Annotated in this window: 13 protein-coding genes; 7 read left to right on the forward strand and 6 right to left on the reverse strand. The window is 57.4% G+C overall.

Going from position 1 to position 13,397, the window contains the following annotated elements; all coding sequences use genetic code 11:
* Window positions 1-52: 52 nt before the first annotated feature.
* Window positions 53-259 carry a DUF1107 domain-containing protein gene (locus tag K5I40_RS09760; protein ID WP_032616223.1) on the reverse strand — a complete coding sequence of 69 codons (207 nt, stop codon included), beginning with the start codon at window positions 257-259 and terminating at the stop codon, window positions 53-55.
* A 327-nt stretch (window positions 260-586) separates the two neighbouring features.
* On the opposite strand from K5I40_RS09760, the gene K5I40_RS09765 reads away from it, so the two are divergent.
* A complete protein-coding gene (locus K5I40_RS09765; protein ID WP_039028473.1) occupies window positions 587-1,144 on the forward strand; it encodes a YtfJ family protein in 558 nt (185 codons plus the stop codon).
* Here the strand turns inward: K5I40_RS09765 and cysQ are convergent.
* Complete coding sequence (cysQ, locus tag K5I40_RS09770) at window positions 1,138-1,878, reverse strand: 3'(2'),5'-bisphosphate nucleotidase CysQ (RefSeq protein WP_223074453.1); 741 nt, start codon at window positions 1,876-1,878, stop codon at window positions 1,138-1,140. The genes K5I40_RS09765 and cysQ overlap by 7 nt on opposite strands.
* Window positions 1,879-2,068: 190 nt before the next feature.
* Between cysQ and K5I40_RS09775 the strand changes: the two genes are divergently transcribed.
* The gene (locus tag K5I40_RS09775) at window positions 2,069-4,012 is read left to right on the forward strand and encodes a bifunctional 2',3'-cyclic-nucleotide 2'-phosphodiesterase/3'-nucleotidase (protein ID WP_223074454.1); all 1,944 of its coding nucleotides are present in this window, start codon (window positions 2,069-2,071) and stop codon (window positions 4,010-4,012) included.
* A 130-nt stretch (window positions 4,013-4,142) separates the two neighbouring features.
* Here the strand turns inward: K5I40_RS09775 and K5I40_RS09780 are convergent, their stop codons facing one another.
* A complete protein-coding gene (locus tag K5I40_RS09780) occupies window positions 4,143-4,523 on the reverse strand; it encodes a helix-turn-helix domain-containing protein (RefSeq protein ID WP_039028470.1) in 381 nt (126 codons plus the stop codon).
* A gap of 89 nt (window positions 4,524-4,612) precedes the next feature.
* Here K5I40_RS09780 and K5I40_RS09785 point away from each other — a divergent pair, with 89 nt between their 5' ends.
* The 3 genes from K5I40_RS09785 (at window position 4,613) to K5I40_RS09795 (ending at window position 7,409) form a co-directional block, all read left to right on the forward strand.
* A complete protein-coding gene (locus tag K5I40_RS09785) occupies window positions 4,613-5,461 on the forward strand; it encodes an SDR family oxidoreductase (RefSeq protein WP_223074455.1) in 849 nt (282 codons plus the stop codon).
* Window positions 5,462-5,542: 81 nt separating this feature from the next.
* Window positions 5,543-6,367: an AraC family transcriptional regulator gene (locus K5I40_RS09790; protein ID WP_223074456.1), complete on the forward strand. Its 825-nt coding sequence runs from the start codon at window positions 5,543-5,545 to the stop codon at window positions 6,365-6,367.
* A 76-nt stretch (window positions 6,368-6,443) separates the two neighbouring features.
* Window positions 6,444-7,409, forward strand: coding sequence for a DMT family transporter (locus K5I40_RS09795; protein WP_223074524.1), 966 nt, complete (start codon window positions 6,444-6,446; stop codon window positions 7,407-7,409).
* 152 nt (window positions 7,410-7,561) lie between these two features.
* On the opposite strand, the gene K5I40_RS09800 is transcribed toward K5I40_RS09795, so the two are convergent.
* Window positions 7,562-9,211: a methyl-accepting chemotaxis protein gene (locus tag K5I40_RS09800; RefSeq protein WP_223074457.1), complete on the reverse strand. Its 1,650-nt coding sequence runs from the start codon at window positions 9,209-9,211 to the stop codon at window positions 7,562-7,564.
* A 242-nt stretch (window positions 9,212-9,453) separates the two neighbouring features.
* Here K5I40_RS09800 and ytfE point away from each other — a divergent pair, with 242 nt between their 5' ends.
* Window positions 9,454-10,116 carry an iron-sulfur cluster repair protein YtfE gene (gene ytfE / locus K5I40_RS09805; protein WP_039028487.1) on the forward strand — a complete coding sequence of 221 codons (663 nt, stop codon included), beginning with the start codon at window positions 9,454-9,456 and terminating at the stop codon, window positions 10,114-10,116.
* Between the two features lie 64 nt (window positions 10,117-10,180).
* Here ytfE and cycA read toward each other — a convergent pair whose 3' ends face one another.
* Entirely contained in the window at window positions 10,181-11,590 is a 1,410-nt protein-coding gene (gene cycA, locus K5I40_RS09810; protein WP_039028466.1) for a D-serine/D-alanine/glycine transporter, read from the reverse strand.
* A 308-nt stretch (window positions 11,591-11,898) separates the two neighbouring features.
* On the reverse strand, window positions 11,899-12,519 hold the full coding sequence (gene fklB, locus K5I40_RS09815; RefSeq protein ID WP_039028465.1) for an FKBP-type peptidyl-prolyl cis-trans isomerase: 621 nt from the start codon (window positions 12,517-12,519) through the stop codon (window positions 11,899-11,901).
* Between the two features lie 231 nt (window positions 12,520-12,750).
* On the opposite strand from fklB, the gene K5I40_RS09820 reads away from it, so the two are divergent.
* A complete protein-coding gene (locus K5I40_RS09820; RefSeq protein ID WP_039028464.1) occupies window positions 12,751-13,392 on the forward strand; it encodes an OapA family protein in 642 nt (213 codons plus the stop codon).
* The last annotated feature ends 5 nt before the right edge of the window (window positions 13,393-13,397 follow it).

Here is a 13,397-nt window from a genome sequence, read left to right on the forward strand (position 1 = left end):
AACATCAACGGCTCCCATCGGGAGCCGTTTCTTTTACTGCATAGCACGTTGGTTAAGCCATCTCAGTTTGCAGACGCATAACCTGACGGTTGACTTCGGACATCACAGAAAAGTGCTGTTTATCCTTCACTTTTGGGACAAGGATTTTGCCCTTATCAAACTCAAAAGCGCCAACATCCTTGATATACAACCGTCCACGGAACAGGATTTTTACGTATTTAGCTACCTGAAGCGGATTGTAGCGTTGGAAAATTTTCATTCTATTATCTCCTGCGAATCATACGCTCTTGCGGCACCACAATCGGGCCGACCCTCTGGAGCGCAAATTTTGTTGCCCAATGACTATAGACGAGAAAAAAGGTGATACCCAGTCTGCATAAGTTTATTTACCTTTTGATGACAAATAATCAGAATATTCTTTGCAAACGTAACTTTCAGGCAGTATAAGCCATCGTTTTTGTGCAGATATGTGCGTTTCACCTCACTCTGGCACCGGGATTGCGGGTAAAGCGCCGCGATCGCACTTATGATTAAAACGTCAGACCAAGTGGTCGGATCACCTGCTAAAAACAAAAAGGAAAACACCATGACCTTACGTAACATCCTGGCAACTGCCTGCCTGATGCTGCCACTGATGGCTTCCGCACATAATTTTGAGAAGGGACAACGTGTGCCGCCGGTGGGCATTGCCGACCGGGGAGAATTGATCCTCGACAATAATGAGTTTAGCTACAAAACCTGGAATAGCGCGCAGCTCGTGGGCAAAGTGCGAGTGGTGCTACATATTGCCGGCCGCACATCGGCAAAAGAGAAAAACGCAACCCTGATTGAAGCGATCAAGGCGGCACATTTACCAAAAGATACTTATCAGACCACTACCGTCGTGAACACCGATGATGCGATCCCGGGCTCCGGCATGTTCGTGCGCAGCAGCCTCGAGAGCAATAAAAAGCTCTATCCATGGTCACAGTTCATTGTTGACAGCAACGGTGCCGCGCGTAGCGCCTGGCAGCTGGAAGAAGAGAGTTCGGCAGTCGTGGTGCTGGATAAAAACGGTAACGTGCAGTGGGCGAAAGATGGCGCCCTGACCCAGGAAGAGGTGCAGCAGGTGGTTGCCCTGCTGCACAAGCTGCTCGGTCAGTAAAGCGAAACCCGGAAGCCCGGATTGAGGAAAGATTCACGCGGGGTATAGTCGAGCGGCTTGCCCTGCCAGTCGTGAACGTGTGCACCCGCAGCGGCGGCAACGGCATGGCCTGCCGCCGTATCCCAGACGTTGGTCGGGCCGAAGCGCGGGTAAAGCTGCGCCTGCCCTTCTGCCACCAGGCAGAACTTCAGCGATGAGCCGATGGACGTCGTCTGGTGCTCACCCAGCTGATGCAGATACTCCTCCAGCTCATTATCCGAATGCGAGCGGCTGATCACCACCAGCGGTGGCCGGGCGTCACGCACCTGGATCTGCTTGCGCACCCCGCACTCTTCTTTCCACGCTTTGCCTTCTGCGGCGCTGTACATCACCTTCAGCACCGGGGCATAGACCACGCCCAGCACCGCTTTGCCTTTATCAATCAGAGCAATATTTACCGTGAATTCACCGTTACGTTTGATGAACTCCTTGGTGCCGTCCAGCGGATCCACCAGCCAGTAACGCTGCCAGTGCTGGCGCTGGTCCCAGGGCTGAGGATCTTCTTCGGACAGCACCGGAATATCGGGCGTCAACGCCTGCAGACCCTGCAGGATCACCCCGTGCGCCGCGAGATCGGCTGCAGTGACCGGGGAGTCGTCGATTTTACGGATCGTGTCCATTGGGATCTTGCCATCGTAGACCTGCATAATGGCATCGCCCGCATCCCGTGCGAGCTGACAAATTTTATCTAACATTCTCCACCTCTTTGTTAACACAGTGGGTTTAACTCTTTGTTTTATTTATATCGCATTGTGAATAAATCCGCTATCTGTGAAGCAATTCCGGTTTCAGGGCCCTTTTTTCTGGCAGGATTCACAATTCTGTAAGCAAAAAAATATAGATACATATTCTTTTGTGGCCTGGATCTAAAAAAGGACTCCTCTGATGATTAAGTTTAGCGCAACGCTCCTGGCGACGCTGATTGCAGCGAGCGTACAGGCGGCGACGGTCGATCTCCGCATAATGGAAACCACCGACCTGCACAGCAATATGATGGACTTCGACTACTACAAAGACGCCCCGACGGAAAAGTTTGGCCTGGTGCGCACCGCAAGCCTGATTAACGCCGCCCGTAGCGAAGTGAAAAACAGCGTGCTGGTCGATAATGGCGACTTAATTCAGGGTAGTCCGCTTGGGGATTACATGGCGGCGAAGGGGCTAAAAAAGGGCGATGTGCATCCGGTATATAAAGCGCTGAACACCCTGGATTACGCGGTGGGTAACCTCGGCAACCACGAGTTTAACTACGGGCTGGACTACCTGCACATGGCGCTCTCCGGCGCGAAGTTCCCGTACGTTAACGCCAATATCATCGACGTTAAGACCAACAAGCCGCTGTTTACGCCTTACTTAATTAAAGAAACGACAGTCGTCGATCAGGATGGCAAACAGCAGACCCTGAAGATCGGCTATATCGGTTTTGTCCCGCCGCAGATCATGACCTGGGATAAGGCTAACCTGAGCGGCAAAGTGACGGTCAACGACATCACCGAAACCGCCCGCAAGTATGTGCCGGAGATGCGCGAGAAAGGCGCCGATCTGGTGGTGGTGGTGGCGCACTCGGGTCTCTCTGCCGACCCATATCAGGCGATGGCGGAAAACTCGGTTTACTACCTCAGCGAAGTCAAAGGGGTGGACGCCATTCTCTTCGGCCACGCCCACGCGGTGTTCCCGGGCAAAGATTTCGCCAGCATCAAAGGAGCCGACATTGCGAAAGGAACCCTGAACGGCGTGCCAGCGGTGATGCCGGGCATGTGGGGGGATCACCTTGGGGTGGTCGATCTGGTGCTGAATAACGACGCCGGGAAGTGGCAGGTCACGCAGTCGAAGGCCGAAGCCCGACCGATTTACGATCTGGCCGCCAAAAAAGCGCTGGTGAGCGAGGATAAAAAAATCGTTGAGGTGCTGAAGCACGATCACGACGCCACCCGCGAGTTTGTCAGCAAACCGATCGGTAAATCCGCCGACAACATGTACAGCTACCTGTCACTGGTGCAGGACGATCCTACCGTACAGGTTGTGAACATGGCGCAGAAAGCCTACGTGGAGAAATATATTCAGGGCGACCCGGACCTGGCGAAACTGCCGGTGCTCTCCGCCGCCGCGCCGTTTAAGGTGGGTGGACGTAAAAACGATCCGGCCAGCTACGTTGAAGTGGAGAAAGGCCAGCTGACCTTCCGTAACGCCGCCGATCTCTATCTCTATCCGAACACCCTGGTGGTGGTCAAAGCCACTGGCCAGGAGGTGAAGGAGTGGCTGGAGTGTTCCGCCGGGCAGTTCAACCAGATCGATACCCACAGCAGCAAACCACAGTCGCTGATTAACTGGGACGGTTTCCGCACCTATAACTTCGACGTGATCGACGGCGTGGAGTACCAGATTGACGTGTCGCAGCCGGCGAAATATGACGGCGAGTGCCAGGTGGTGAATGCCCAGGCCGGGCGCATCAAGAACCTGACCTTTAACGGCAAGCCGATCGACCCGAAAGCGACCTTCCTGGTGGCGACCAACAACTACCGCGCCTACGGCGGGAAGTTTGCCGGAACCGGCGACAGCCATATCGCCTTCGCCTCACCGGATGAGAACCGCTCGGTGCTGGCGGCGTGGATTGGCGAGCAGTCGAAGAAGCGTGGCGAAATCCATCCGGCAGCGGACAACAACTGGCGTCTGGCCCCCATCCACAGCGACGTGAAGCTGGATGTTCGCTTTGAGACCGCGCCAACGGAAAAAGCGGCGGCGTTTATCAAAGAGAAAGCGCAGTACCCGATGCAGCAGGTCGCCACCGATGAGATCGGATTTGCGATTTATCAGTTAGATTTGAGCAAATAGTCGTTTATGTAGGCCGGGTAAGGCGAGGTAAAAGCAAAACGGCAACGCAAGTTGCCGTTTTTAGTGTTTGCGCCCTCGGACCAAAGGAGAGGGTTGGGGTGAGGGCATCAGGCCGCACAATTTTATATAATCACGCCGCCCGCTCCCCCCTGTTGCTCATCACCTGCGGTAAGTTCAGCTCTATCCAGTCGGCCAGCGCCGCCACCTTCTCGCTCACCTCTTCCCCCAGAGGGGTCAGGCTGTACTCCACGTGCGGGGGCACCACCGGATACGACACCCGGTTGATAAAGCCATCCTGCTCCAGCGCCTGCAGCGACTGGGCCAGCATCTTCTCGCTCACCCCACCCATCTTGCGACGCAGATCGCTGAAGCGATGCGTTCCATCACGCAGCGCCACCAGAATCAGCACGCCCCAGCGGCTGGTCACATGCTTGAGCACATCCCGGGAAGGACACTGCTCGGCAAACAGGTTGCCGTCGCGCAGCTGCTCGCTGAGGGTCTGATTCGTCATTTGATACTTACCTTTTTGTGCGTACTTACTAAAAGTTAGTTTGAGTGATAGTGTGCCACAACAGTCACCCGATACGAAGGATAATCATCATGATCGCAATCACCGGCGCTACCGGCCAGCTTGGCCAACTCGTTATTGAACAGCTCCTGAAAACCGTTCCGGCCAGCCAGCTGGTCGCCATTGTACGCAACCCGGCAAAGGCTGAGGCGTTAAGCCAGCAGGGCGTGACCGTGCGTCAGGCCGATTACACCGACCAGGCCGCCTTCACCCGTGCGCTCGCAGGGGTGGATAAGCTGCTGCTCATCTCCTCCAGCGAAGTGGGCCAGCGCGCCCCGCAGCATCAGAACGTGATTAACGCGGCGAAGGCGGCGGGCGTGAAGTTCATCGCCTATACCAGCCTGCTGCATGCCGATACCTCGCCGCTGGGCCTGCACGTGGAGCATGTCGCCACCGAACGCGCCCTGGCAGAGTCGGGCATTCCTTATGCCTTGCTGCGTAACGGCTGGTATACCGAAAACTATCTCGCCAGCGCTCCGCCTGCGCTGGAGCACGGCGTGTTCATCGGTGCCGCCGGCGAAGGCAAAATCGCCTCTGCCACCCGCGCCGACTATGCCGCTGCCGCCGCACGCGTCATCAGCGAAGAGGGCCATGCCGGTAAAGTATATGAGCTGGCGGGCGACCACGCGTGGACATTAGGAGAACTTGCAGCCGAACTCAGCCGCCAGAGCGGTAAAAACGTGGTCTATCAGAACCTGAGCGAAGCCGATTTTGCCGCCGCGCTGAAGGGCGTGGGCCTGCCGGCGGGCCTGGCGGATATGCTGGCCGACTCCGACGTGGGCGCCTCGAAAGGCGGTCTGTTTGATGACAGCCGCACCCTGAGCGCGCTGCTGGGTCGCCCGACCACAACGCTTGCTGAGAGCGTGAAGGGCATCCTGTAATTGTTAAAATGTAGTTAATTAGTGTGGCATCCCCGCGGGTCATCTCTGATAATGACAGTCTGACCCGCGAGGAGGCTCACCGTGCAAGGCGTACCTGAACAGTTCTTCGATGAGAGAGACAGCGCGCGCTTTCGCCATCTGGCGCAGGTGCCTGGCGTCGAACTGTATCACGCCCATATCTCCCGCTACGCGTTTGAGCCCCATACCCACGAGGCCTTCGGGATCGGCGCCATAGAAGCCGGTGCCGAACGCTTTCGCTATCGCGGGACGCAGTACGTCGCCCCGGTCCACTCCGTCGTCACCATGAACCCTGATGAGCTGCACACCGGCGAGGCCGAGACCGCCGACGGCTGGCGCTACCGGATGGTCTATCTCGAGCCGGACCTGCTTGAAGAGGTGACGGGTATCCGCCACTGGTGGTTCAGCGACGTTACCCGCCACGATCCCCGCCGTTCGCAGCAGATCTGTCAGCTGATCTACGGCCTGTGGCATACCAACGATCCGCTGGCGCAAAAAGGCTTGCTGCTGGACCTGATTGATACCTTTAAACCGCTGGCGCGCCATGCGCCGGTCCTGCACGAAGGGGCACATCGCTTCGAGCGGGTGCGCGACTACCTGCATGACAACTATATGCACTGCCTGACCCTTGATGAGCTGGCGCAGGTGGTGTCGCTCAGCCCGTACCATTTCCAGCGCCAGTTCAAGGCCCATTTTCACGTCACACCCCATCAGATGCTGATGGCCATCCGCCTGTGGCGCGCCAAAGCCTTTCTCACCCAGGGACTGCCTGCGGCAGAAGTTGCCGCTGCGACGGGCCTGACCGATCAGTCGCACCTGACCCGGGCGTTTACGCGTCGGTACGGCATCACTCCCGTGCGCTACCAGAAACAGGTAACGCAGCGCTAATGCGCAATCTCATACAATACGTCCCCCCTTTTGTCTTTCTACACTGCCAGCAGGTTCAAATAAGATGGATGGAAAAATGATTAGCGGCGTGTTGTATGCCCTGCTTGCAGGGTTGATGTGGGGGCTGATTTTTGTTGGTCCGCTGATCGTCCCGGAATACCCGGCGGCGTTGCAGTCGATGGGACGCTATCTGGCGCTGGGGCTTATCGCCCTGCCGATCGCCTGGCTGGGCCGGGCGCGGTTGCGCCAGCTTAAAGGCCGGGACTGGCTCACCGCGCTGTCGCTGACCATGATGGGCAATGTGATCTATTACATCTGCCTGGCGAGCGCCATTCAGCGTACCGGAGCGCCCGTCTCGACGATGATCATTGGCACCCTGCCGGTGGTGATCCCGGTGTTCGCCAATCTGCTCTACAGCCAGCGCGACGGTAAACTGCCGTGGTCGAAGATGGTCCCCGGACTGCTTGCCATTGCGCTGGGGCTGGTGTGCGTGAATATCGCCGAGCTGCGTCATGGTGTGGCCGGGGGCAGCGGCTGGCGCTACGTGTCCGGGATCCTGCTGGCGTCGGTGTCGGTGGTCTGCTGGGCATGGTATGCCCTGCGTAACGCCCGCTGGCTGCGGGAAAACCCCGACAAGCATCCGATGATGTGGGCCACCGCCCAGGCGCTGGTGACGCTGCCGGTCTCGGTGGTGGGGTATCTCGCCGCCTGCGCATGGCTGAACGTGCAGCAGCCGGACTTTGCGCTTCCGCTGGGGCCGCGCCCGTGGGTCTTCCTTGGGCTGATGGTAGCAATTGCGGTGTGCTGCTCGTGGGTGGGTGCGCTATGCTGGAACGTTGCCAGCCAGAAATTACCGACGGTGGTTTTAGGGCCGCTGATTGTCTTCGAAACCCTGGCCGGGCTGCTGTATACCTTCCTGATGCGCCAGAGCCTGCCGCCGCTGTTAACCGGTACGGGGATTGTGTTGCTGGTGGTGGGCGTGGTGATTGCGGTGAGCGCGAAACCGGAAAAACCCCTGGTTGTTCCGGCTTCGGAGCTGTAGGTATCGCCCGGCGGCGAGGTAAAAGCAAAACGGCAACCCTGGGGTTGCCGTTTTTAATGTGTGCTCCCTCTCCCGGTGGGAGAGGGTTGGGGTGAGGGCAACAGGCCGCACACTTCCCAAGCCGGGTAAGCGAAGCCGCCACCCGGCAGGTTTTAGAAGGTTTCCCAGTTCGCGTCCGTCGTCGCCAGCACCGGCTTCGCTTTTGCGGTATAGGTTTTCACCGGCGCGACCTTCGCCGTCTGGCTCTTCGTAATCTTAAACACCGCCACCGCCTCGTTCAGGCGCGCTGCCTGCTCTTCCAGCGCTGCCGCCGCCGCCGCAGACTCCTCAACCAGCGAGGCGTTCTGCTGGGTCACGCGATCCATCTCGGCCACCGCCTGACCGACCTGATCGATACCCCGGCTCTGCTCATCCGAAGCGGAAGCGATTTCGCCCATGATGTCGGTCACGCGGGTGACGGCGCTGACGATCTCCGCCATCGTCTCCCCGGCTTCGTTCACCAGCGCGGAACCGGCGCTGACGCGCGCGCCAGAGTCGTCGATCAGCCCTTTAATCTCTTTCGCCGCCTGGGCGCTGCGCTGGGCCAGCGTACGCACTTCCCCAGCCACCACCGCAAACCCGCGTCCCTGCTCTCCGGCACGCGCCGCTTCTACCGCCGCGTTCAGCGCCAGGATGTTGGTCTGGAAGGCGATACCGTCAATCACGTTGGTGATCTGGGCGATTTTACTGGAGCTGTTGGCAATCTCGTCCATGGTGCGCACTACGCCTTCAACCACGTTCCCGCCTTTCTTCGCGGTACTCGAGGCATCCAGCGCCAGGCGTGACGCCTGACGGGCGTTATCGGCGTTCTGCTTCACGGTGGCGGTCAGCTGTTCCATGCTGGCGGCGGTCTCTTCCAGCGAGGCCGCCTGCTGCTCGGTACGGGAAGAGAGGTCGTTGCTGCCTGCGGAGATCTCACCGGCACCGGTATAGATGGTATCTGCCCCATCGCGAACCACGCCCACGGTGTTAGCCAGCGCCTTCTGCATCTCGTGTACGTTATGCGCCAGCATCGCCATTTCATTGTGACCTTCGGCGTTAACGGGCTGGGTCAGATCCCCTGCGGCAATGGCGCGAATATGGGCAATCACCTCGTGCAGCGGCTTCAGCAGCACGTTGCGCATGGCGATCCAACTGGCGACAATCACCGCCACCACAATCACCATAATTGCCGTCAGGATCCACAGAATCCGCTGGTAGTCGTTCTCGTTGTCAGTAATGCCTGCGCTGGCCAGCTTCGCCTGGGCTTCACGCCATTCACGATAAACAGCCTGCATTGCCACCTGCTTCTGCTCGGCATTCTGCCTGAACATGTCGTCCAGGTTGCCCTGGGCCAGCAGCTCGTTCATTTTTGTCAGCGTGGTGTGGTAAGCGCGGTACTGCTCTTCCAGCCGATCGGCCAGCTTCTCATCCAGACCCGGCGTTTCCGGCAGGGCGTAATATTTGTCGTAGTGTCCCTGGGCTTCTGCCAGCAGGTTTTTGCCCGCCGTTACCAGCTCGCCCAACTGGCCGCCGTTGATTTCGCTCGCCGTGCTGCTCTGCAGACGGAGCATGCCGCGGTTAAGGGTGACGCGCGCCTGGTTCAGGCTGATCCACGCGTCGGTAAACTCCGCCACGTTCTGGCTTGAGAGCTGGGAGACGGTGAAATTGTCCTTATCGTTATTCAGGGCATTGATAAATACCGACGCCGCGATGATTTGCATCACCCCCAGCACCAGCAGCACCGAGACTAACAGGGTGATTACTTTAATACGTTTAAACATTCTCAGTCTTCTTTTGCAGGATATTGTCTGAGGGGTATATCGGCAGGGAGGGCATGTTATTTAACAAATCGTGGTCTAACCACCCCTATTATTTGGAAATTATCAAATCCATTCAGCAAGTTAAATCATAAGAAACTTTTGTGAATTGCCCCCTTTTTAATCCTCTGCTCCTAAAGGGTTATATCTTCACCTTAAAGGTGCATTTAAAATACATCTTATCAAATAACGATGAGGTAACGACCATGGCCTTCCGCGACCAACCTTTAGGCGAGCTGGCGCTCTCCATCCCACGCGCTTCCGCGCTGTTTCGTAAATACGATATGGATTACTGCTGCGGCGGTAAGCAGACCCTGGCGCGTGCCGCATCGCGTAAGGAACTGGATCTGGACCTCATCGAAGCTGAACTGGAAAAACTGGCCGAGCAGCCGCTGGAAAAAGACTGGCGCAGCGTGGCGCTGGCAGAGATCATCGACCACATCATCGTGCGTTTCCATGACCGCCATCGCGAACAGCTGCCGGAGCTGATCCTGCAGGCCACCAAGGTTGAGCGTGTCCATGCCGAGAAAGCCTCCGTTCCGCGCGGCCTGGCGAAAAACCTGACCCTGCTGCATGAAGAGCTCTCCAGCCACATGATGAAAGAGGAGCAGATCCTGTTCCCGATGATCAAACAGGGGATGGGTAGCCAGGCGATGGGGCCTATCAGCGTGATGGAAAGCGAACACGACGATGCCGGTGAACTGGTCGAAGTGATTAAGCACATCACCCATAACGTGACCCCGCCTGCGGATGCCTGCACCACCTGGCGCGCGATGTATAACGGGATTAACGAGATGATTGACGACCTGATGGAACACATTAGTCTTGAGAATAACGTGCTGTTCCCGCGGGCGCTTGCCGGGGAATAAAAAAGCCCGGTGGCGCTAGCGCTTACCGGGCCTACAAACGGCAACCGAAGTTGCCGTTTTGCTTTTACCTTACACCTGCCATACGTTTCTTACCGATAAACAGCCAGCCCAGCCCCAGCGCGATAAACCACAGCGGCGTAACGATCAGCGCCTGACGGGTATCCTCTTCCAGCGTCAGCAGGACCAGTACGAACACGAAGAACGCCATGCAGACCCAGCACATCAGCTTGCCAAGCGGCATCTTGTAGATCGATTTTTCATGCAGGTGCGGACGCTGTTTGCGGTACACCAGGTACGAGCACAGGATGATGGTCCAGACGAACATGAACAGGATCGCAGAGACGGTGGTGATCATGGTGAACGCGCCAATCACGCTTGGGTTCACGTAGAGCATCACCACGCCGCCCAGCAGGCAGATACAGGAGAAGGTCAGCCCTTTCGCCGGTACCGCACGCTTAGAGAGCTTCGCGAACGCGCTCGGCGCTACGCCTTCCTGCGCCAGGCCAAACAGCATACGGCTGGTGGAGAACACGCCGCTGTTGGCCGAAGAGGCCGCTGACGTCAGCACCACGAAGTTAATCAGGCTCGCCGCAGCCGGCAGGCCTACCAGCACAAACAGCTCAACGAACGGGCTCTTGGTAGGGACGACGGAGCTCCACGGCGTAACCGACATAATGACGATCAGCGCGAAGACATAGAACATGATGATACGCACGGGAATGGAGTTAATTGCCCGTGGCAGCGACTTCTCAGGATCTTTGGTTTCTGCGGCAGTGGTGCCCACCAGCTCAATCCCCACGAAGGCAAAGACCGCAATCTGGAAGCCGGCGAAGAAGCCGCTCAGCCCTTTCGGGAACCAGCCGCCGTCATTCCACAGATGGGTAAACGAAGCCTGCACGCCGCTCGGAGAGGTGAAGTGCGTCATCACCATCACCAGGCCGACCACGATCAGGCCAACGATGGCGACAATTTTGATCATCGCGAACCAGAACTCCATTTCACCGAACATTTTCACGGTGGCGAGGTTAAGGCTCAGCAGCAGGACGATGACCGCCAGCGAGGCTACCCAGTCAGACAGCCCCGGGAACCAGAACTGCGCATAGGCCGTAATGGCGACCACGTCGGCCATGCCGGTAACAACCCAGCAGAACCAGTAGGTCCAGCCGGTAAAGTAACCCGCCCACGGCCCGAGCAGGTCGGAGGCAAAGTCGCTGAAGGATTTGTATTCGAGATTCGAGAGCAGCAGCTCTCCCATTGCACGCATCACGAAAAAGAGCATGAAGCCGATGATCATATAGACAAAAATGATCGACGGACCGGCAAGGCTAATGGTTTTACCTGAACCCATAAACAGCCCGGTGCCGATAGCACCGCCGATGGCGATAAGCTGAATATGACGGTTTGTGAGATTGCGCCGTAGCGACTGTTCAGACGGTGCCTCTTCGTCGGCAACGACTTTTACCTGATCTACCATGTGATGTTTTCCTGTTGTGACTACCTGTGTTGTTCAGGCTCTTCTGGCCCTTTATTACATCGAAAAGCGACGGCCCCGATTAAGGACTCATCGATATTAGGTAAGAATCGGCGGGATGAATACTATGATTTAAATATTATGTTAACAACATGTTGAAACTGAGTGTCATATCACTTAAGTAACGCAAAACAGCTCACAAAAATACACTTACTGTGACCTTTTGCAAGATAATCTGCTGATTGGCGCGTAACTATAGGTTTTTTAACTGATTTCCCCTCCCCTGTCGGGGAGAGGAAGAGGAAGGTCGCTTACAGGATTTCCAGCAGCTCAACTTCGAAGACCAGGGTGCTGAATGGCGGGATGGACGCGCCAGCGCCGCGCTCGCCGTAGGCCAGGTTCTGCGGGATAGTCAGTTCCCATTTAGAGCCAACCGGCATCAGGGTCAGGGCTTCGATCCAGCCTGGGATCACGCCATTTACCGGGAATTCTGCCGGTTCGCCGCGGGCAACGGAGCTGTCGAACACGGTACCGTCGATCAGTTTACCGGTGTAATGCACGCGAACGTGGTCGGTACGCGCCGGGATTGGGCCTTCACCCTGAGTCAGTACGCGGAACTGCAGGCCGGTTTCGGTGCTGTTCACGCCTTCACGCTCACGGTTCTCTTCGAGGAATTTCTCGCCTGCCGCAGCCATCTCTTCGAAACGGGCGCGACGCACGGAGTCAGCACGTTCGTGGATTTCACGCAGCGCGCGGTGAACCACATCTACCGGAACCGCCGGTTGTTTACCTTCCAGCGCATCGGCGATACCCGCCACCAGCGCTTCAGGTAACAGACCCTGCAGACCTGATTCGCTCAGCTGCTGTCCTACCTGCAAACCAATACCGTAGCTTGCTTGCGCTTCGATTGTGTCAAAAGTCGGGGTGGTCATGGGATTTCCTTCCATCACATTTAAAGTAGCGGGCAGCATAACAGCCACCTTCCATCCGGTAAAACTTTGTCTTATGGAAAGATGACAAATTGCGACGAAACGGAAACAATAGAGACTATCTGGATTTTTCCCGAATGCGTGTCACGGAAGCCGGCTTTGTTACGCTCATCAGGCAGTTAGCAAACTATACTTCTCGGGACAGGAAAAAAGACGCGGAGCAGGAGGAGAGCCATGCCCGGGCCATTTGAACTAAAACCTACCCTGACGAAAATCTGGCATGCGCCGGATAACTTTCGCATCATGGACCCGCTGCCGCCCCTGCACCGCAGAGGCATTATTATTGGTGCGTTGATGGTGATTGTCGGATTTCTGCTGCCAGGCGGCGCGGACGACAGCGCGACGACGCCGGTTCGTCGCGATGCCGAACTGGATATTCGTTCGCAGACGCAGCCGCAGCCCGACGCACAGCCGATGCAGACGCAGCTGGTGGCCCCGTCTAACGATCCCGGCCAGATCGCCCCTGTTGAGCCGGAGCCGATTCAGGAGGATCAACCCCAGGAGCAGGCCGCCGCGCCTGTCCAGTCCCGGCAATCCCCTCCCGGTATTGAGCAGCAGTGGCGGACCTATCGGGTAGAGCCGGGTAAAACCCTGGCGCAGCTGTTCCGCGATCATAACCTGCCGCCGACCGATGTCTATGCCATGGCGCAGGTTGAAGGTGCTGGCAAGCCGCTGAGCAATCTGCAAAACGGCCAGATGGTGCAGATCCGCCAGAATGCGAGCGGCGTGGTAACCGGGCTGACCATTGACAGCGGAAACGGCCAGCAGGTGCTGTTTACCCGTCAGTCTGACGGCAGCTTTATCCGCGCTAAATAGCAGTT

Origin of the sequence: Leclercia sp. LTM14 (assembly GCF_023736175.1) — a bacterium.
Taxonomy (GTDB): Bacteria; Pseudomonadota; Gammaproteobacteria; order Enterobacterales; family Enterobacteriaceae; genus Enterobacter; species Enterobacter barmai.